At 61.7% G+C, this 19401-nt stretch carries 16 protein-coding genes; 3 read left to right on the top strand and 13 right to left on the bottom strand.

Annotation, left to right across the window (positions count from 1 at the left end; all coding sequences use genetic code 11):
* Position 1: 1 nt before the first annotated feature.
* The 6 genes from AC1DQM_RS02310 to AC1DQM_RS02285 form a co-directional block, all read right to left on the bottom strand.
* On the bottom strand, positions 2-877 hold the full coding sequence (locus tag AC1DQM_RS02310; RefSeq protein ID WP_018925983.1) for an ABC transporter permease: 876 nt from the start codon (positions 875-877) through the stop codon (positions 2-4).
* Entirely contained in the window at positions 874-1830 is a 957-nt protein-coding gene (locus AC1DQM_RS02305) for an ABC transporter permease (protein ID WP_019578992.1), read from the bottom strand. Before AC1DQM_RS02305 ends, AC1DQM_RS02310 begins: the two co-directional genes overlap by 4 nt.
* Before the next feature lie 47 nt (positions 1831-1877).
* The gene (locus AC1DQM_RS02300; RefSeq protein WP_477745799.1) at positions 1878-3515 is read right to left on the bottom strand and encodes an ABC transporter substrate-binding protein; all 1638 of its coding nucleotides are present in this window, start codon (positions 3513-3515) and stop codon (positions 1878-1880) included.
* 94 nt (positions 3516-3609) lie between these two features.
* Positions 3610-4884, bottom strand: a complete 1275-nt coding sequence (locus AC1DQM_RS02295) for an NAD(P)/FAD-dependent oxidoreductase (protein ID WP_477745798.1) — start codon at positions 4882-4884, stop codon at positions 3610-3612.
* A 42-nt stretch (positions 4885-4926) separates the two neighbouring features.
* Positions 4927-5595 (bottom strand): haloacid dehalogenase type II, encoded by a 669-nt coding sequence (locus tag AC1DQM_RS02290; protein ID WP_018925987.1) that lies wholly within the window; start codon positions 5593-5595, stop codon positions 4927-4929.
* A gap of 521 nt (positions 5596-6116) precedes the next feature.
* A complete protein-coding gene (locus tag AC1DQM_RS02285; protein ID WP_019649870.1) occupies positions 6117-7589 on the bottom strand; it encodes an aldehyde dehydrogenase family protein in 1473 nt (490 codons plus the stop codon).
* A 241-nt stretch (positions 7590-7830) separates the two neighbouring features.
* On the opposite strand from AC1DQM_RS02285, the gene AC1DQM_RS02280 reads away from it, so the two are divergent.
* Entirely contained in the window at positions 7831-8688 is an 858-nt protein-coding gene (locus AC1DQM_RS02280) for a GNAT family N-acetyltransferase (protein ID WP_477745797.1), read from the top strand.
* A 69-nt stretch (positions 8689-8757) separates the two neighbouring features.
* The gene (locus AC1DQM_RS02275; protein WP_477745796.1) at positions 8758-9471 is read left to right on the top strand and encodes a cupin domain-containing protein; all 714 of its coding nucleotides are present in this window, start codon (positions 8758-8760) and stop codon (positions 9469-9471) included.
* A gap of 67 nt (positions 9472-9538) precedes the next feature.
* Here the strand turns inward: AC1DQM_RS02275 and AC1DQM_RS02270 are convergent, their stop codons facing one another.
* From AC1DQM_RS02270 to gabT, 4 genes are all read right to left on the bottom strand, one after another.
* Complete coding sequence (locus AC1DQM_RS02270) at positions 9539-10744, bottom strand: acetyltransferase domain-containing protein (RefSeq protein WP_192350547.1); 1206 nt, start codon at positions 10742-10744, stop codon at positions 9539-9541.
* Positions 10745-11316: 572 nt separating this feature from the next.
* Positions 11317-11805 (bottom strand): Lrp/AsnC family transcriptional regulator, encoded by a 489-nt coding sequence (locus AC1DQM_RS02265; protein WP_003174918.1) that lies wholly within the window; start codon positions 11803-11805, stop codon positions 11317-11319.
* A 45-nt stretch (positions 11806-11850) separates the two neighbouring features.
* Entirely contained in the window at positions 11851-12507 is a 657-nt protein-coding gene (locus AC1DQM_RS02260; protein WP_064617999.1) for an HAD family hydrolase, read from the bottom strand.
* A gap of 96 nt (positions 12508-12603) precedes the next feature.
* Entirely contained in the window at positions 12604-13896 is a 1293-nt protein-coding gene (gene gabT, locus AC1DQM_RS02255) for a 4-aminobutyrate--2-oxoglutarate transaminase (RefSeq protein WP_477745795.1), read from the bottom strand.
* A gap of 272 nt (positions 13897-14168) precedes the next feature.
* On the opposite strand from gabT, the gene AC1DQM_RS02250 reads away from it, so the two are divergent.
* Complete coding sequence (locus AC1DQM_RS02250; RefSeq protein WP_477745794.1) at positions 14169-15095, top strand: 2-hydroxyacid dehydrogenase; 927 nt, start codon at positions 14169-14171, stop codon at positions 15093-15095.
* Positions 15096-15124: 29 nt separating this feature from the next.
* Here the strand turns inward: AC1DQM_RS02250 and AC1DQM_RS02245 are convergent, their stop codons facing one another.
* From AC1DQM_RS02245 to AC1DQM_RS02235, 3 genes are all read right to left on the bottom strand, one after another.
* Entirely contained in the window at positions 15125-15490 is a 366-nt protein-coding gene (locus tag AC1DQM_RS02245) for a hypothetical protein (RefSeq protein WP_477745793.1), read from the bottom strand.
* Positions 15491-15748: 258 nt separating this feature from the next.
* On the bottom strand, positions 15749-17602 hold the full coding sequence (locus AC1DQM_RS02240; RefSeq protein ID WP_477745792.1) for a polyurethane esterase: 1854 nt from the start codon (positions 17600-17602) through the stop codon (positions 15749-15751).
* Positions 17603-17699: 97 nt separating this feature from the next.
* Positions 17700-19397 (bottom strand): polyurethane esterase, encoded by a 1698-nt coding sequence (locus AC1DQM_RS02235; RefSeq protein ID WP_477745791.1) that lies wholly within the window; start codon positions 19395-19397, stop codon positions 17700-17702.
* Positions 19398-19401 lie beyond the last annotated feature (4 nt).

Genomic DNA, 19401 nt, shown 5'->3' with positions numbered 1-19401 from the left:
TTCAATGACCTCCCGTACGTCGACTACGCCGTGACGACAATCGGTCGATGAACAGATTCACGCCGATGGTCAGGGTGCCAATGGCCAGCGCCGGAATCACGATGGCTGGCGCGCCCTGATTGAGGCCGCCGATGTTCTCGCGCACCAGGGAGCCCAGGTCGGCGTCCGGTGGCTGCACGCCGAGGCCAAGGAAGCTCATGCCACTGAGCAGCAGCACGATGAAGCCGAAGCGCAGCCCCAGATCGGTCAGCACCGGGTTGAGCATGTTCGGCAGGATTTCCACGCAGGCGATGTACAACCGGCGCTCGCCACGGGTGCGGGCCACTTGCACGTATTCCAGCGCTTCGATGTTCACCGCCATGCTGCGGGCGATGCGGAACGCGCCTGGGGTGAAACTCAAGACTGCGGTGCAGATCAGCAACAGCACCGATGAACCGAACGCCGAGACCATGATCAACGCCAGCATCTTGCTCGGGATGGATATAAAGGCATCCATCAAACGGCTGATCACTTCGTCCAGCCATTTCGGCGACACCACCGACAGCAGCGCACATCCGGTCCCCAGCGTGCTGGCCAACACCGCTGAAATCAGCGCCAGCCCCACGGTGAACCGCGCGCCGACGAGAATGCGGCTGAGCATGTCGCGGCCCAGGTAGTCGGTGCCCAACGGGTAAGCCGCGCTGAGGCTGTCGAACACATTATCGGAGACCACTTCACCCACCGGGTGCGGCGCCAGCCACGGACCGAAGATAGCCACCAGCAGCCAGATCACACACATCGCCGCCCCGACCAGGCCAAGCCACGACGGTCCATGGGCGACCTTGCCCAATGCCAGCTCGGGCCCGGCAGGCGCCGATTTCGCCATGAGATCGTTCATTGGTTTCTCAGCCTCGGATTGGAAAGAATCGCGCACAGGTCGGCAATCAGCACCAACCCCAGGTACGCCGTACAAAACAGCATGGTGCAGGCCTGAACCAGCGCCATGTCACGGTTGGTCACGGCATCGACCATCAGGCTGGCGATGCCGGGGTAGTTGAAGATCGTCTCGACGATCACCACCCCGCCCAGCAGGTACGACAGGCTCAGGGCGATGGCATTGGCAATCGGCCCGATGGCGTTGGGCAAGGCATGGCGCAACACGATCCGTACCGGGCTCACGCCCTTGAGCCGGGCCATTTCCACATAGGCGCTGTCGAGCTGATCGATCACTGCCGCCCGGGTCATGCGCGCCATTTGCGCGACAATCACGCAGCACAGAGTCATCACCGGCAAGGCGTAGGTGCGCATGAATTGCCAAGGTGAGGTGATGTCGCTGGCATAGGACAGCGCCGACAGCCAGCCCAGGTTCACCGCAAAGATCAGCACTGCCAGGGTCGCCACCAAAAATTCCGGCACGGCGACCAGGGCCAGGGTGATGAAGCTGAGGAAACTGTCCATGCGCCCGCCCCGGCCCATGGCCGAGCCGATGCCGATGATCAGCGCCACCGGCACCGACACCAGCGCCGTGACGGCCGCCAGCATCAGTGTGTTGGGCACCCGCCCGGCCATCAGCTCGCTGACCGGCAAGGCATTGGACACCGATTGCCCCATGTCGCCGCTCAGCAGGTTCATCAACCAATGCAGGTAACGCACCACACCGGGTTGATCCAGCCCCAGTTTCAGGCGCAAGGCCGCCACCTGTTCCGGCGTGGCGAATTGCCCGAGTGCCTGTTGCGCCGCGTCCCCCGGCAATACCGCCGTGATCGCAAACACGACCATAGACACGATCAACAAAGTCACAATCGCCGCGCCCAGGCGCCGGCCGATCAACCACAGTGTGTTGCTATTCATCGCCCTACCCTCATGCAATAGCCCCGCTGACACCCGCGTGCGGCCGATCAGGCATCGAGCCAGACCTGTTCGGCGAACATGTAGCCCATGAAACCGCCGAGGGGGTTGCTGCCGTAGCCCTTGATGCGCTGGTCGACACCGTCGATGTTGCTGATGAACACCGGCACGCCGATGCCACTGTGTTCATGCACCAGGGCCTGCATGTCGCCGTACATCTTGCCGCGCTTGGCGTCGTCGGTTTCACCGCGGGCGAGCATCAGCAGTTGGTCGAACTGATCGTTCTTCCAGCCCGATTCGTTCCATGGCGCGCTGGACTGGAAGAACTGCGAGAACATCACGTCGGCGTTCGGCCGTGGGTTGATGTTGCCGAAGCTCAGCGGGTGCTTCATCCAGTGGTTGGACCAGTAGCCGTCGCTGGGCAGGCGGTTGACGTCGAGCTTGAGCCCGGCCTGTTTCGCCGATTGCTGCAACAGCACGGCGATGTCCACCGAACCGGTTGCGGCAGGCGATGCCACCAGCGGCATGCTGATGCTTTCCATGCCGGCCTTCTTCAGCAGGAATTTGGCTTTTTCCGGGTCGTAGGCCCGCTGCGGCAGGTCGGCGTTGTAGTAGCGCGAGCCAGGGGAAATCGGATGGTCGTTACCGACGACGGCAAAGCCACGGAACACCGCGGATTTCACTTGTTCACGGTCCAGCAAATACTTCATCGCCTGAGTGAATTCGGCGCTTTTACCCGGCATCTGGTCCTGACGGATGATCAGGTCGGTGTAGTTGCCCGACGGCGCATCGACGACCCGGTGTTTGGCGCTGGCCTTGATCCGTGTGGTCGAGCGTGGGTTGACCTCGTTGATCATGTGCACGTCGCCCGACAGCAGCGCGTTGACTCGTGACGGTTCGTCGGCAATCGCGATGAATTCGATCTCGTCCAGGTACGGCAGGCCCGGTTTCCAGTAGCCGGTGTTGCGCGCGGCAATCGAGCGCACCCCCGGTTTGAATTCCTTGACCGTGAACGGCCCGGTGCCGATGCCCTGGTTGAAGTCGGTGGTGCCCTCGGGAACGATCAGCAAGTGCGACACGGCGAGGATCGACGGCAGCTCGGCGTTCGGCGCGCTCAGGCGGATCTGCACTTCGTGGGTGCCGGTGGCCTTGATCTCTTCGAACTGCGCCATCAGCGGCATGACCTTGGAACCGGTCAGCGGGTCTTTGTGGCGCGACAGCGAGAACACCACGTCGGCGGCGCTCAGGGTCTTGCCGTTGTGGAAGGTCACGTCCTTGCGCAGGGTGATGATCCACAGCGTCGCATCGGTGTTATCGATGCGCTCGGCCAGTTCCAGTTGCGGCACCAGGTGGCTGTCGAAACGGGTCAGGCCGTTGTAGAACATGAAGTGACGCACATAGTCGGTAGACAGCGCGCCCTTGGCCGGGTCCAGGGTGTCGGCGGTGGAGCTGGACATGCCGGCGACGCGAATCCGCCCGCCCGGCTTGCCTTTGCCCGGGGTTGCCGCTTCTTCGGCCAACAGTTTGCCGGCAGCGCCGAACAGGCTGCCGGCACCCGCTGCGGCAACACCCGCCACGCCGAGCATCTGCAAGGCGTGGCGGCGCGACATGCCACGATTGAGGCCTTCGAATACCCGCAGGCTTTCTTCACCGGAAATCAGTTGGGAGTCGATCTTGTTGTCAGTCATATCAGTTGTACCTGTCGAAAATCAGAAGATTCGAGTGCCCCGGATGTCCGGAGCGTCCTGGAAACGCAAACGACGGTGACGCCACAACATCAACTCAATGCAAATAGTCCTGGAGGCGGTAGTAAGCGCCTACGAGCGGCAAGAACCACGGCTTGCCGAAATGCCCGGGAATCGCTGGCCAGTCGAGTTCGCGCCAGGGATTGGCCTCGACTTTGCCGGCCATCACCTCGGCCATCACCTGGCCCATGTGCACCGACATCTGCACCCCATGGCCGCTGTAGCCCATGGAGTGATAAACCCCGCCGTGCTGACCGGCGCGAGGCAAACGGTCGGAGGTCATGTCCACCAGCCCGCCCCAGCAGTAGTCGATTTTCACCTTGGCCAACTGCGGGAACATCTGCACCATCGCCGCTTGCAGCACCTTGCCGCTCTTGGCGTCGGACACGCTGTCGGACATCGCAAACCGCGCACGTCCGCCGAACAGCAAGCGGTTGTCCGGGGTCAGGCGAAAGTAGTTACCGATCATGCGACTGGTGACATAGGCACGCCGACCGGGCAGCAACTGATCGATGAGGAACTGCGGCAGCACCTCAGTGGCGATCACGAAACTGCCGACCGGCACGATCCGCCGCCGATACCAGCCCAGGCCACCGTGCTGACAAGCGCCGGTCGCCAGCAATACTTGCCCGGCGTGCAAAGAACCCTTGGCGGTGTTGACCCGATAACCGCCGGCCTGGGCCTTCCAGTCCGTCACCGACGTACCTTGATAGATCAGCGCGCCGTGACGCGCCGCAGCCTCAGCCAGACCGACGCCGAAACGCCCGACATGCATCTGCACACCGTTGCGCTGCAGCAAGCCGCCATGGAACTGGGCCGAATTCACTTCGGCGCGGGTCTGTTCGGCGTTCAGCAACTCGACCTCGGCATCGACCTCCTTGCGAATCAATTCGCAGGTGCGCGCCAGGCCTTCGTAGTGCAGCGGTTTGGCCGCCAGTTTGAGCTTGCCGTTGCGCTTGAGGTCGCAAGCGATCTGCTCCTGCTCCACCAGGGACACAACGCTCTGCACCGCGCTTTCATAGGCCTGGTAATAGGCCCGCGCCTTGTCGGCACCGAGGCTGGCACTCAGCCCGGCATAGTCCTGGGCAACGCCGGTGTTGCATTGGCCGCCGTTGCGCCCGGAGGCTTCGCCGATCACTCTCCCGGCTTCCAGCACCACCACACTGGCGCCCTTCAAGGCCAGCGCGCGAGCCGCCGCCAGGCCGGTGAAACCGCCACCGACGATGGCCACGTCGACCTGCCCGGGCAATGCGCCTAGCTGAGCACCGGTAAACGCCGGTGCGGTGTCGAGCCAGTAGGATTCACTGCCCATGTCTAACCCCTTATTCCGTGAAGAGCGCCGTTACCGTTCAACTCAGAGACCGACCAGCGCCGCCAGTCCACCGATGTCGGTGATCTGCTGGTAGCCGTAGAACGCATTGCCCGGAACCTCGTGACCGCGGGCGACGAAGGCCTTGTTCTTGATCTTCATGTCGTGGGCCGGCATCAGGTCGTAACGGAAACTGGAAGACACATGCAAGATGTCTTCCGGGCCGCAGTTGAGGTTGTCGAGCATGTACTCGAACGCGGCCAGGCGCGGCTTGTAGGCCTGGGCCTGTTCGGCGGTGAAGACTTTGTGAAACGGTGCGCCGAGCTTGTCGACGTTGGACATGATCTGGCTGTTACTGGCGTTGGAGAAAATCACCAGGGGGATCTTGTCGGCGATTTTCGACAGACCGGCCGGCACGTCCGGGTGCGGGCCCCAGGTCGGCACGGCGTCGTAATACAGCTGGCCTTCGCCACGGTATTCGACACCCCAACGCTTGCAGACCCGCGCCAGGGAGGTCTTGAGGATTTCGTCATACGGCATCCAGTCACCCATGACTTGGTCCAGGCGATAGGCCGAGAAGTCCTTGACGAACTGATCCATCTGCTCGGGTGCCACGCGGTCGGCGAACAATTCGCGAGTCATCGTGCCCATGTGGAAATTGGTCAGCGTACCGTAGCAGTCGAACGTAATGAATTTGGGGCGAAGGAAGCTCATTGAGTGCGGTCCTGAAGTTCGTTGAGGTCATGGCGCGACAGGTATTCGCTGCGTTTCGGGAGCGGCGATGCAACGCTGCAGCACACCGTCATTACAACACCGTGAAATCAGCAGATGGCGTTAAAAGCGACCTCTGCTTGATACAAACCACCGTTTTAGCCTGCCCCCTCAGCAGACTTTGCGGCTCGCTCCAGCCTTGGGCAACCCCCGTATTTATGCGCTCTTATGGATCTTCATGGCTATGCGAGGCTGACGAACGCCCCCATTCACGGCAGAACCTGCGCCGGGCTGAACGAAAACGGGCGCTTCCCTGAGGAAGCGCCCGTTTGGGTGCGGTTTGAACCTTCTCTTGATGACTACCCGGTGTAGCAGCTGCCGAGCCTGCGAGGCTGCGTTCGGCGGCGAAGCCGTCGTGAAATCAGCTATTGCGGTGTGTCATGAAAACCTTGCAAATCGGGTTTACGACGGCTTCGCCGCCGAACGCCGCCTCGCGCTGCTCGGCAGCTGCTACGGGGGCCGTGTTATTGGACGATATCGATCAGCACACTCTTGAAGCGCAAGTTAGCTTCGAAGGCTTCGCGACCCAGGTCCTTGCCGATGCCGGAGCGTTTGTAGCCACCGGTCGGCAGGATGTAGTCGTTGCTGCGTCCATAGCGGTTGACCCACACCGTGCCCGCCTCCAGCCGCCGGACCAGTCGCAGGGCGCGGTTGATGTCGGCGGTGTGCACGCCCGCCGCCAGGCCGTAGGTGGCGTGCGCGGCCAGGCTCAGTGCCTGCTGTTCGTCATCGAACGCCTGCACCGTCAGCACCGGGCCGAAGATTTCTTCACAGATCGCCGGGTTCTGATTGTCCAGGCCAGCCAGCAAGGTCGGCTGGTAATAGGCACCGCCCAGCCCTTCAAACAAACCACCGCCAGTCAGCACTTCGGCCCCGGCCTGGCGCGAACGCTGGACGATGCCGTCGATACGGCTGGCCTGCAACCGGGAAATAATCGGCGACAGCGTGCTCTCGGACGACCAGGTCGGCCCCGGGCGCAACTCCTCGAAATACGCCTGCAAGTGCGCAACGAACGGTTCCATGATCGAGCGCTCGATCAACAACCGCGAACCAGACACGCACACCTGCCCGGCATTGCCGGTAATAGCCAGCGCCACGGTGCGTGCGGTTTTCGCGATATCCGGCACGTCAGCGAACACCAGTTGCGGGCTCTTGCCGCCCAGCTCCAGCGTTACCGGTTTCGGCCCCACCAATGCACAAGTGGACATGATGCTCGAGCCGGTCGCCGTGGAGCCGGTAAAGGTTACCTTGCCCACCCGTGGATGACGGCACAAGGCGTCGCCAGTGACCCGGCCATCGCCCTGAACCACGTTGAAAATCCCGGCAGGAATGCCCGCCTGCAGCGCCAGTTCGGCAAAGCGCAGGCTGGAAAACGGCGTCAGCTCCGACGGCTTGAGCACCACGGCATTGCCGGCAGCCAGCGCCGGCGCGACTTTCCATGAAGCCATGCTCAAGGGGAAATTCCACGGCGCGATGGCGGCGATCACGCCGTACGGTTCAGCGATCTGCATGCCCAGGCGATCGGTCTGGGTTGCCGCGACTTGGCCGCCGTGCTTGTCCGCCAGTTCGGCAAAGAAACGAATGCCCTCGGCGACATAAGGAATGTCCCAGGCGATCACATCTTTATGCGGACGGGTCGAGCCCACCGCTTCCAGCGGCGCCAGCACGGCGACATCGGCTTCGATCAGATCGGCCCAGCGACGCATGACCCGTGCCCGCTCCCGGGGCGGACGGCTGGCCCAATCGCTGCGGTTAAACGCCTGCCAGGCATCGTTGACCGCCTCATCCACCAGGTCGGCATCGGCGATCGGCAACTGGGCATAGGCCTGACCGTCTGAAGGGCGAACCACCTCCAGCCCCGGTTGGGCGTCGCGGTATTTGCCAGCAATAAAGTGAGCGCTGCGCACAGCGATAAGGCGAGGATCGAAGCTATCCATGGAGCACTCCAGAAAGGGACGGCGAGGCGTTTACTCAGGCCTCCATCGTAGAAAAAAAGCCCAAGCATTTGCTGCCGACCTTATGGGGCAATTAAGTAGTAAGTGTGGTCTGCAGGCCTTTGATGTGAGGAATCTGCCGAATCCTTCCGCCCCCCTTGTCAGGCCTTCACACAGATGGGATACAGGCATCCTCGCGCCGGAAAACCGGTTGATCGCGCACACTGTAAAACGGAGATTCATCATGTCCGCCTCGCACCCTTCCGCTTATGTCTATCGGCCGATGACCGCTGCTGATTTGCCTTCGGCCCATGCCTTGTCTGTTGAGTTGAAGTGGCCTCATCGCCTGGAAGACTGGGCGATGTTGCAGCGGGTCAGCGAAGGTTTCGTGGTGCTCGATGGCCCGCGTTTAATCGGTACCGCATTCGCCTGCCGGCAAGGCGACTTCGCCACCATCGGCCTGGTGATTGTCAGTGACGACTATCAGGGCAAGGGCATCGGCCGTCGATTGATGGAGCACGCACTGGAGGCCTGCCAGTCGCGCACGCCGATGCTCAATGCGACCCTCGCCGGTGCGCCGCTTTATGCCAGCCAGGGGTTTGTCGAGTACGGACGAATTCAGCAGCATCAAGGCCTGGCCCAGGTGCCCGCGCTTGAACCACTGGCGGACGGTGAGGAATGCCGCCCGTTACAGGCGACGGATCAGGCTCCTCAACTGGCACTGGCCAACGCCGGCAGTGGTCTGGACCGGCAAGCGGTGCTCACGGAGCTGTTTACGGTGGCCGAGCATTCGGTAGGCATCGAGCGCGACGGTCAGTTGCGTGCCTTCGCCCTGCTGCGCCCGTTTGGTCGTGGTCGTTGCCTCGGCCCGGTCATCGCCGAAAATCTTGAACAGGCCAAACACCTGATCGCCGTGTTGCTGGCCCAGGTGCCAGACGCTTTCGTGCGAATCGACATTCCAGCGGACAGTGGTTTGAGCGAGTGGCTGGAGCTGGCCGGTCTCAAACAGGTCGACACCGTGGCGCAAATGGCACGGGGTACACCGCCGCAAGCGGCCAACGGCGTACGCCAATTTGCCCTCGTCACCCAAGCCATCGGCTGATCCCGGCGCGCGATGAAACGAGCGCCTTCCATCACTTTCTACCCCCCATTTGCAGGGAGCGTCACCCGCATGTCTCAACCCACCATTGTGCTGTTGGCCCGCGCCGACGGCAGCCGCGTTTCTACGTCTTTCAAGGCAGCGCCCTTGAGTTCCATCGATCCGTTCATGGACGGTCGTCAGATCGCCTACATTGGGTCCGACGGCGTCTCGGCGGGCCTTGTTCACACCAGCAAAACCGTCGATTTCGAGCACTTCCCGCACACTGAAGTGATCGTGGTCCATGCCGGGCACGTCGTGCTGCAATCCGGGGAACAGGTGCTGGAACTGGGCATCGGTGCCAGCGCGGTGATCGGTCGCGGCACAGCGCTCAGGTTTGAGGCACAACCCGATACGTGCTGGGCCTTCTGCGCCGTCACCAGCCCCAGCGCCGAAAAGAAACCGGGGCTGACAGCGCTCGACCCGCTGGCGATGCTGTCCCCTTCGGCGGCACCGGAACCGCAGATACTGATCGGGCCTACGCCGCAGTGTCGCTCGCGCAATGCCTTCGAAGATGACGCCACTGATCTGCGTGTAGGCGTGTGGGATTCGACGCCTTACACCCGCCATGGCCGAGCGCACAAACTCAACGAGCTGATGCACCTGCTCGAAGGCAGCGTGACTTTGCAGGCGCCGGATGGAACCAGCGTAACGGTCAACCCCGGTGACACCGTGTTCGTGCCGCAAGGCGCACCGTGCGCCTGGAGCAGTACGCGGTATGTGCGCAAGGTGTATGCCGTCAAATAGGGAACTGTGGGAGCGCCGTATCGCCGCTCCCACAGGTATTTGTGCTGAATTCAGCAAGATCTTTGAATCAGAGGTATTTGAGAATCGCGATGTCGCGACGGCGCTGCTTGAGGTTGGCGAACCAGCGCGTCGGGAAGAACAGCAGCACCCCGAGAATCACGCTCCACAGCCAGACCATGGGCAGGTTATCGAAGCCGTAATAGGTGCCCTGATTGGCGCCCCAGATGGCAACGGCCACCAGGTACATGGCCTTGAGCACATACAGGTGCAACAAGTAGAAGAACATCGGCGCACCACCGTAGACCGCCAGGGTCGCGGTGGACCAGCGATTCTGGGCCTTCTCGAACAGCGCCAGAAGGATCAGCCCCAGGCCGAGGGTCGGCATCAGGAACATCAGTGACGGCGGGTACTTCTTCGCGCTCATGAAACTCATGAAGGTGCGCAGCGAATCACCGGTCTGCACCCAGGGTTTCTCGCCGTAAACGTTCAGATAGCGGATGAACACAAACGCCGCCAGCAGGCCGAAGCCGACTTTGAGCAAGCGGGAAATCCGCTCTGCCGGGTCCATGTCCTTGCCGAACCACGGCCCGATGGCCCAGCCCAGCAGGATTACGCCGATCCACGGCAACACCGGGTACGTGGTGCGAGCCCGGGTGAACTCGGTGATGTCGATGAATACGCGCTGATGCAGGATCGACCACGGCACGAAGAACGGCGACTCCGGCCCCACGGTCACGCCATCGAGCAGGTTGTGCCCGGCGACGATCGCCACCCCGAGTACGATCAGCCAGCCGCGCTTGAAGTGCAGCAACCCGGCGAGCACGATCATGCAGATGCCGATGCACCAGATCACTTGCAGCCACAGCGTCTTGGGCGGGAACTCGGCGTTCCAGGCAAAGCACACGAATGTGAGCTCCAGAAATACCAGGAACAGCCCGCGCTTGAGCAGGAACACCGAGGTTTCACTGGCCGTGTGTTTCTGGCTGTAGAGCCAGGCCGACAACCCGGTGAGGAAGATGAACACCGGGGCGCAAAGGGTGCTCAGCAGGCGGGTGAAGAACAGGTCCGGGGTCACGCTCAGCGCATCGATCGGGTCGGTGACCTGACGGTGCAGCAGAAAGGTTTCGCGCACATGGTCGATGAGCATCAACAGCATGACGAAGCCGCGCAAGGCATCGATGGCCAACATCCGGGTGTTGGTTTTGGCAACGCTGGTGGCCAGCGCAGGGGAAACACTTCCCGCCTGCCCTGCCACGCTTGTAGATAGGGTCATATCAGTCACTCATGTCTTGGTCTGTGGACTACCGCTGGCTCAGCCCTGTTTCTTCAGCCTGGCAACTTCCGATGCCGGCAGCTGCGACGGCGCCCGCGGCAAGGGTACCTGACCTTCCTTTCGATAGAACGACAGTGTTGAACTGAAACCGTGCCACGACCTGCCCCTCTCTCTGAACGCATTACAACGCAGGCGATTTTGCGCTTTGTTCCGAATTCATCGCCCGTAACGCAAACGAAGACTGTTTTCGCCGCGTAAACAGCGGTTTATACGGCCTGCGCCAGCATGAAGCGTGTTGAAGCGGTTGTGCGGCCCCGATGTCCGATTGAGGTGCATGCCCAAACCGAATTCTCCGTAGCAGCTGTCGAGCAGCGCGAGGCGGCGTTCGGCGGCGAAGCAGCCGCAAAATCAGTCACTGCGATCCGTCAGGTACACCGTGCATTCAGGGTTTACGACTGCTACGCAGCCGAACGCCACCTCGCGCTGCTCGGCGGCTGCTACACAGAGCCCGTCGCGCGCCTCTTTCGAAGGCGCGGCAGGCTGCAAGGGAATGGGGGGATGTGGAGTCAGCTTCAGTGCCGCAACAATTTGCGCAGCGGCACGCCGTCCTTCAGTACGGGCGACTTGATGACGATGTAGCTGAAATACTTGGAGATGCCGATGTTCTTGTCCAGCAGGCTTTCGACCACTTCCTGATAATGCTGGATGCTGCGTGTCATGAAGCGCACCAGGTAATCGTAGCCACCGCTGATCAGGTGGCATTCGAGCACTTCGTCGACCAGACGGATATTGGACTCGAACTTGGCGAAGTCTTCGCGCTTGTGGTCGCTCAAGGTGATCTCGGTGAACACCGTGACCGAGTCGGTGATCTTGGCCAGGTTCAGGTGAGCCTTGTAGCTGGAAATATACCCGGCCGACTCCAGCCGCTTGACCCGTTGCAGGCAGGGGCTGGCCGACAAGCCCACGGCATCGGCCAGGCTGACGTTGGTCATGCGCCCGTCCTTTTGCAGCTCAACCAGGATGCTGATGTCGATTCGGTCCAGTTTTACTAAACCTTCCATTGCGTACCTCTTGACTGCCGTTTGTAAGACAATCTTCTAGCAAAATCAGCGCCGTAAAGACAGCTGATGCTGAGCCACCAGATCCGCCATGCTGTTAATGCAGTAATCCGCCGCGCACGGCGACGGTTGTCTGGCCCGGCCGCGACAGATCAGGCAGACCGCCCCCGCCCCCGGTTGCCGGGCGCCAGGCCGGGTTACCTGGAGGATGGTGTTGGCATCAAGGTCATTGGCCGCCAGCCAGTCATGGTCCTGCAATGGGTCGCTTGCCAAGGAAATAAAATCGTCGGGCATGATCCCCAGGCGTTCGCACAGCAGGCCGCGATCTTCGGCGTCACGGTCGCCATGCACCAGCAGGCGATAGAACTTGCGCAAGTACAGCATGGCGCCGGGTGCATCCTCGAACAACGACCAGCCGACGACGGACCGGGCGAAGCTCATGCCCTCCTCCCAACTGGCTTTCAACGCCCAGCGCTCGGCCAATTGACGGTGGGCGAAACACAGCAAACCACTGAAGCCCAACTCGCCGAAACGCGGGTACAGCGCCCGCACCACCTCGCTGAATTCGGCCAGCACCTGTGCCTTGTCCGGGTGACCGCCACGGCTGTCGAGCAGCGGCTGCAACGCCGCCCAGACTCCGGAATCGCGATCCACCAGCACCTCATCGCAATCGATCAGCAACGCTCGATAATCAGTCAGCCCCATGGTGTGTAAAGCCTCCGATGATGCATTCCATCAATCCATGCTCCATAAATGCTCACGGGCGATGCCGTGTGGCAGCGCCCGTGAGCTGGCGTGAGCTCAGTTCAAGACTCGTGCCAGTGCCGCGTCGAGAATCTGCAACGCTTCATCGATCTGTGCTTCGCTGGTCACCAGTGGCGCGAGGAAGCGCAACACGTTGCGTTGCACGCCGCACTTGATTACCAACAAGCCACCGGCCCGGGCTTCGTCGATCAGTCGTTGGTTGAGGTCGGCATCCGGGGTGCGCGCCTCGTCATCCTTGATCAGCTCGATCGCCAGCATGAAGCCGCTGCCGCGCACGTCGCCGATCCGCGGGTAACGGGCCTGCAAGCGCAACAGTCCCTGACGCAGACGCTCGCCCAACGCGTCGCCACAGGCCAGCAACTGCTCTTGCTCGTAGGCCTCGATCACCGCCAGCGCCGCCGCGCACGACAGCGCGTTGCCGCCGTAAGTACCGCCGAGGCCGCCGGGCAATGGCGCGTCCATGATCTCGGCTTTACCGACCACACCGGACAGCGGCAAACCGCCGGCCAGACTCTTGGCCACGGTGACCAGATCCGGCTGAATCCCGGCGTGCTGGAAACCGAACCATTTGCCGGTACGCCCGAAACCGGTCTGGATCTCATCGAGGATCAGCACGATGCCGTGCTTTTCAGTCAGGGCACGCAGGGCCTGAAGAAACTCCGCCGGTGCCGCAAGGAAACCGCCATCGCCCTGCACCGGTTCGATGATGATCGCCGCGACCCGCTCAGGCGTCACTTGGGTCGCCAACAACTCGTCCAGCGCCTTGAGCGCCATGTCGCTGGTGACACCGCGATAGGCATTCGGATACGGGGTGTGGAAGACCTCCGGCGCGAACGGCCCGAAGTTCTGTTTATACGGCTGGCTCATGCCGGTCAGCGTGGTGCCGAGCAAGGTCCGGCCATGGAACCCGCCACGAAAGGCGATCACCGCCGAGCGGTTGGTGTGGGCGCGGGCAATCTTCACCGCGTTTTCCACCGCTTCGGCGCCGGAGGTGAAGAACGCTGCTTTATAAGCGTCCTGGCCGCCGATCATTTCGCACAGGCGCTGGGCCAGGTCGAGATAAGGCTTATAGGCCACCACCTGAAAACAGACGTGGGAGATTTTTTGCAACTGCGCCTGCACCGCCGCGACCACCTTCGGGTGGTTGTGACCGATGTTAAGCACACCGATACCGCCGACAAAGTCCAGGTAGCGCTTGCCGTCCACGTCCCACAATTCTGAACCCAGGGCCCGATCGATCACCAACGGATGCGCGGTAACCAGGCCACGTGGCACGAATTGATCGCGCTGACGGAGCAAATGAGGGGTTTCGTCGACTTTGCTATTCATGGCATTTCCCATCGTGAGTCCGGCAACCGGGAAGTGGTTGCGATGGTGTTCAGGTTAAGGGTTGCGCGAAACGAACTACGCCGAACTTGCCCCCTGAGAAATTCGGATCGACTGTTTTCACCCCGCCAAACGGCAGATTCCTTCAGCCCGCCGAATCTGCCGATGCCGGGTCGATACAAGATCACACAACCCGTTAAAGCCGCTGCTTTCGACAGATCCTGCGCTGGTATTGCGCGATGATGGGCAGCCCCTTCACCTTTCAGGAAATGCCCATGGCCCTGCTGTATAAAGCTGACCCTGTGCGCGGCAAACAGTGGCAAGCGCTGTTTGCCGAACACGCCCCGGATATTGAATGGCGCGCCTGGCCGGACATCGGCGACCCGAAGGACATTCAATACCTGGCCGCGTGGCAGGCACCTGACGATCTCGACGTTGTGCTGCCGAATCTGCAAGTGCTGTTTGCCTTGTCCGCCGGCGTCGATCAACTCGACCTCGGTCGCTTGCCGGCGAGCTTGCCGGTGGTGCGTCTGCTGGATCCGGGCATCACCCGTGGCATGTGCGAATACGCGACTTTTGCCGTACTCAGCCTGCACCGCGACATGCTGCGCTACCGCCAGCAACAAATGGCCCGCTGCTGGCAGGCGCACTTGCTGCAACCGGCGGCCAAACGTCGGGTCGGGGTCATGGGGCTCGGTGCCCAGGCGCAGCAGATTCTGGCGACCTTGCAACCGCTGGGCTTTGCCTTGTCTGGCTGGGCGCGCAGTGCCCATCACATTCCGGGGGTCGATTGCTATGCCGGCAACGCGCAACTGTCGGCGTTCCTCAGCCAGTGCGACATTCTGTTGTGTGTGTTGCCGCTGACCGAACAGACCCAGGGCATTCTTGATCGCAACCTGTTTGAGCAACTGCCCAAGGGCGCGGCGCTGATCAACATGGGCCGTGGTGGGCATTTGATCGAAGAGGATCTGCTGGAAGCGCTGGGCAGCGGGCATTTGAGCGGCGCGGTACTTGATGTGCTGCAGCAGGAACCGGCACAGGAGGATCATCCGTTCTGGCACCACCCGCAGATTCTGCTGACGCCACACATCGCGGCGATGACCCAGCCGGAAAGCGCGTTCGGGGTGTTGCTGGAGAACATCCGCCGGCATCAACGGGGTGAGCCGATGCTCGGCGAGATCGATCGCGCGCAGGGTTATTGAACGCCGATGCCATAACGGTCGCTCGGTGTTTAGTGGGTGCCCGGAATACTGTTATCGCAGGAAATGTATTGCCCGCCACGCCGGATCAGTTGTTCCTGCATGCGCTGGCAGCGTTCCAGTTCCTGCTGCATCGAACGGTCGATGCTGATATTGCCAGTCTTCTCTGGTTGTTTGCCATCGCCCAGGCGCAACGTCACCCAGGGCTGTTCCGACTGGAGCTGGAAGCGGCTTTTTTCTTCGACGGGCTTGGCGGTTTCGGTGGCTGCCGGTTTGGGCAGTTGATCGGAGGTGACCCCGTAACGGGTCAGAATCGAGCTCTGAGGCAGTTCTGCGGCGGCGGCGGCCGATAACAAGGCCAGCGCCAGACCGAAGGTGTACCTCTTGCTGTTACTCACGTTACTAAATCTCCTGTACTCAATGGCGGCATGCAGCACCGGCGTCATAAGGATAACGCGTGGATGGACTGATGCTTTAGGGCCAGTTGCTGTTGAGGCAGGTATTCGAGTCCGGGAGTGGCCAGTGAGTCACGGGGACAGGCAGGATTACCGCGTTATCGTTCTTCGCGGGCAAGCCTCGCTCCTACAGGGGAAATGGATTCCAATGTAGGAGCGAAGCTTGCTTGCGAAGAGGCCCTTACCGGCGCCCCATTACCCTCAGGCGATCACAATGCCGCTGCTGGACAAACTGTCCAGCCCAACGCCTACCAGGGTCACCGAATCACTGCCAAACGTCAGCAGCGTATCCTGCCCCACCGCCGTGGCATGGGCGCGGAAGTCGTCGTTTGGCGCAACGCCCTGAACCCCGAGGAACACCAGTTTGTCGTTGGCCTGATAACCCACCACCCGGTCCTGGCCAAACGCGCCGCTGAACAGGAAAGTATCAATCCCGCCGCCCGACTCGATCAGGTCATTACCCGCCCCGCCGACAAACACATCGTTGCCGGCGCTGCCGATCAAGTGGTCGTTGCCGTCCAGGCCAAACAACCAGTCGCCCGTTGCATGGGCCTTGAGAGTGTCGGTGCCGGTGGTGCCCTTCACGCTCGAGGCGTACTGGGTCAGGTTGCTGCCGACGGTGAGGCCATTGGCGGTGACGCTGTGGGTCACGTCATCCTTGAACACGCCCCAGAGAAACCCCGGCTCCTTGGTGACGATGCTACCGATGTCGCGGGTGATGCTGATGCCGCCATTGGCGTCGCGCACGTACAGGTTGCCGACACCGTCATTGGCGAAGACGAAGTTCTTCACCGACTGTTGCAGGTCCAGCACGTTGCTGCCCTTGCCGCCCAACAGGATGTTGTAGCCACCACTGTCGCGGAAGGTGTCGTTACCGTCGCGGCCTTCGATGTAGTCGTTGCCCTTGCCGCCCTGGATCAGGTCATTGCCGTCGCTGCCGATGATGAAGGTGCTGCCTTTGTGGGTTTCGGCGTTGCGGTTCAAGTCCTGGACCCAGGTGTTGGCTCGCGCCGGGTCCGAGAGGTTGGCGACGATGATCGTCGAGTCCTTGCTGGTCAGGTCGTAGAACTTGGACTCCAGCACCCGGGTCATGCCGTCGCCGTAACCGGTGGGCAAGTGTGAAATCCAGGTGGCGATGTTGGTGATGGAATACGGCAACACATTCCACGCCGTCGAGGCGTAATGGTCGTTGAAGCTGACGATGTTATCGGTCGCTGAATCCTTGGGAGCATCGTGCACGCCCACCGAAGCCAGGTTGAACGACGAGCCATCGAGCGCGCGGAACACCGGGTCATTTTCATAACCGATGTTCAGCACTTTGTCGCTGCTGCTTTGGGTCGGTGAGGCGTAGGCGATGTAGTTGGAATCCTGATAGAACCCGGACCATTTTTCGCTGCTCAAGTCCGCCAGGCTGTTGACCGCCAACCCGCCGAGGCTGTGGCCGCTAACCAGCACGTCCTTGCCCGCAAGGCCATTGGCCTGGCCAAACGCCGCGACTTTGCCGAGCAAATTGCCGAAGGCTTCGCCCGCATAGTTTTTTGCGTAATCCTTGGGGCCGAGCGCCGCCAGCAGATCGTTGATCACATCACCGATGGAATCGCCGATCTGGATTTCCCTTGGGCCGCTGGTGCCACGAAAGGCAATGCCGATTTCCGTGAGATGACCCTGGGCGTCGTACTTGCCGAGGATCTCCACTTGCGCGCTGGTGTAACCGGCCTTCTCGCCGAAGAAGGTTCCGCGAGCGTCGGTCTTGCCGTCATAGCCCAGTTGTGTGGCCGTGATCGGGGTCCAGCCGGCCTTTTGCACAGCGTCGAGCGCGGCCTTTTCCGAATCGGGGTTCCAGGGAATGCCGGGAATCACGCCCTGGGAGTCGGTGCCGCCGATCAGCGCGGTCACGAGGGTGGCCGGCAAGCCCAGGCCGAAACCGTTTTGCTGGTAACCGGTGGCGAAACCGTTGTCGAGGTTGTGATAGGAATACAGCATGATCGCCATGGCGTCGCTGAACAACGCCTTGGAGTCTGCTGCGCCGAAGTTCTTGTAGTCATACACACCCATTGCTATTGCCTCTCTCTTTGTTGGAATTGTCAGAGATAGCTCACAGCCAGGACGCCTCGATCACGAGGCGCCCCGGAGCCTCTAGTGCATGCCGCCTTTACGCAAACGTAATTCCCGAAGCCGACAGGTTATCCAGTCCCACCCCCACCAGCGTCACGGCGTAATCGCCAATCTTCAGCATCGTGTCGTTGCCGGCCTGTGAAGCGTGCTGGGTGTAGTCATAGCCCTGCCCCGCGCCCTGGACGCCGATGAACACCAGTTTGTCGCTGCCCTGGTAGCCATTGATCGCGTCAAAGCCGAAGGCGCCGCTGAACAAAAAGGTGTTGCCGCCTCCCGAGGCATGCATCACGTCATTGCCCGTGCCGCCGACGAAGGTCACATGGCTTTTATCGCTGCGCAGCAGGTCGTCGCCGGCATTGCCGAACAGCCAGTCACCGTCGACGCTGGCCACCAGCGTGTTGCTGAAGGCATCGCCGTTGAGCGAATGGTTGTAGTGGGTCAGTTCCGTACCATTGAGCAAGCCATTGGCGGTGACGTTGTAGGTCACCTCCTTGCTGCCCCACCACGAACTCGACTCCTTGCTCACCAGCACGCCAATGTCGCGGGTCATGCTGATGCCGCCGTAGGCATCGCGCACGTACAGGGTGCCGTCGCCGTCATGGGCAAAGCTGAAGTTCTGCAACGGCTTCTGCAGCTCGAAGGTGTTGCTGCCCTTGCCGCCCAGCAGCAGGTTGTAGCCGCCGTCATCGCGGAACCGGTCGTTACCGTCTCGACCTTCGATGAAGTCATTGCCGGCGCCGCCCTTGAGCCAGTCATTACTGTCGGTGCCGATGATGAACGTGCTGCCGGTGTGGGGCTCGCCGCTGCGGCCCAGGTCCTCGACCCAGGTGGTGCCTCGGGACGACTCCGACAGGTTGGACACGATCAGCGTCGAGTCCTTGTCGGTGAGGTCGTAGAAGCGCGAGTCGATCACCCGGTTCAAGCCGTCGGCATAGCCCAACGAGCCATGGGCCGACCAGTTCAGCGGGTTGAGGATGCTGAACGGCACCAGGTTCTGCGCGGTGGACGCGTACTGGTCATTGAAGTTGACGATGTTGTTGGTCGCCGAATCCTGATGACCGTCGTGCTTGCCCAGCGAGCCACTGCTGAAAGTGGTGCCGTCGAGCACGCGAAACACCGGGTCGTTCTCGTAACCGATGTTCAGCACGTTGTTGCCGGTGGCGCTTTGGGTCGGCGAGGCAAAGGCGATGTAGTTGGCGTCCTTGAAGAAACCACCCCAGTTGTTGCCGCTCAACTCCGCCAGGCTGTTGACCCCCAGCCCACCGAGACTGTGCCCGCTGACCAGCACGTCCTTGGCGCTCAGGCCGTGGGCGATGGCAAACGCGGCGACGCTTTTGAGCAAGGTATCGAAGGCGTTTTTCGCGTAGTTGCTCGCGTAATCCGCCGGTCCGACCGCGGCCAGCAGGTTGTTTTTCATGTCGCCGAAGGTGTCGCTGTAGCCCAGGCCGCCAGTGCCACGGAACGCAATGCCGAGGCCGATCAGCTGCCCTGCCCCGTCGTATTTACCGAGGATTTCGGCTTCGGCGCTGGTGAAACCGTCCTTCTCGCCATAGAAGGTGCCTTGAGGCCCCACCTTGCCCTGATAGCCCAGGGCTGCCGCGCCAATCGGCGCCCAAGCGGTCGCTGGCAGTGGCTGGCCGGTGGGCGTGTACGCGTAGAGCGTCAGCGCGATCGCGTCGGAGTACAACGCCTTGCCGGCCGCACTGCCGGCATTTTTGTAATCAAACAGTCCCATGTTG

The sequence above is a fragment of the Pseudomonas sp. 01L34 genome, from assembly GCF_056400265.1.
This window is presented reverse-complemented; position numbering and strand designations above follow the sequence as displayed.

Excerpts from the sequence above, each read along its gene's own strand:
- AC1DQM_RS02310 (WP_018925983.1), bottom strand. The coding sequence starts at position 877 with ATGAACGATCTCATGGCGAAATCGGCGCCTGCCGGGCCCGAGCTGGCA.
- AC1DQM_RS02305 (WP_019578992.1), bottom strand. The coding sequence starts at position 1,830 with ATGAATAGCAACACACTGTGGTTGATCGGCCGGCGCCTGGGCGCGGCG.
- AC1DQM_RS02300 (WP_477745799.1), bottom strand. The coding sequence starts at position 3,515 with ATGACTGACAACAAGATCGACTCCCAACTGATTTCCGGTGAAGAAAGC.
- AC1DQM_RS02295 (WP_477745798.1), bottom strand. The coding sequence starts at position 4,884 with ATGGGCAGTGAATCCTACTGGCTCGACACCGCACCGGCGTTTACCGGT.
- AC1DQM_RS02290 (WP_018925987.1), bottom strand. The coding sequence starts at position 5,595 with ATGAGCTTCCTTCGCCCCAAATTCATTACGTTCGACTGCTACGGTACG.
- AC1DQM_RS02285 (WP_019649870.1), bottom strand. The coding sequence starts at position 7,589 with ATGGATAGCTTCGATCCTCGCCTTATCGCTGTGCGCAGCGCTCACTTT.
- AC1DQM_RS02280 (WP_477745797.1), top strand. The coding sequence starts at position 7,831 with ATGTCCGCCTCGCACCCTTCCGCTTATGTCTATCGGCCGATGACCGCT.
- AC1DQM_RS02275 (WP_477745796.1), top strand. The coding sequence starts at position 8,758 with ATGTCTCAACCCACCATTGTGCTGTTGGCCCGCGCCGACGGCAGCCGC.
- AC1DQM_RS02270 (WP_192350547.1), bottom strand. The coding sequence starts at position 10,744 with ATGACCCTATCTACAAGCGTGGCAGGGCAGGCGGGAAGTGTTTCCCCT.
- AC1DQM_RS02265 (WP_003174918.1), bottom strand. The coding sequence starts at position 11,805 with ATGGAAGGTTTAGTAAAACTGGACCGAATCGACATCAGCATCCTGGTT.
- AC1DQM_RS02260 (WP_064617999.1), bottom strand. The coding sequence starts at position 12,507 with ATGGGGCTGACTGATTATCGAGCGTTGCTGATCGATTGCGATGAGGTG.
- gabT (WP_477745795.1), bottom strand. The coding sequence starts at position 13,896 with ATGAATAGCAAAGTCGACGAAACCCCTCATTTGCTCCGTCAGCGCGAT.
- AC1DQM_RS02250 (WP_477745794.1), top strand. The coding sequence starts at position 14,169 with ATGGCCCTGCTGTATAAAGCTGACCCTGTGCGCGGCAAACAGTGGCAA.
- AC1DQM_RS02240 (WP_477745792.1), bottom strand. The coding sequence starts at position 17,602 with ATGGGTGTGTATGACTACAAGAACTTCGGCGCAGCAGACTCCAAGGCG.
- AC1DQM_RS02235 (WP_477745791.1), bottom strand. The coding sequence starts at position 19,397 with ATGGGACTGTTTGATTACAAAAATGCCGGCAGTGCGGCCGGCAAGGCG.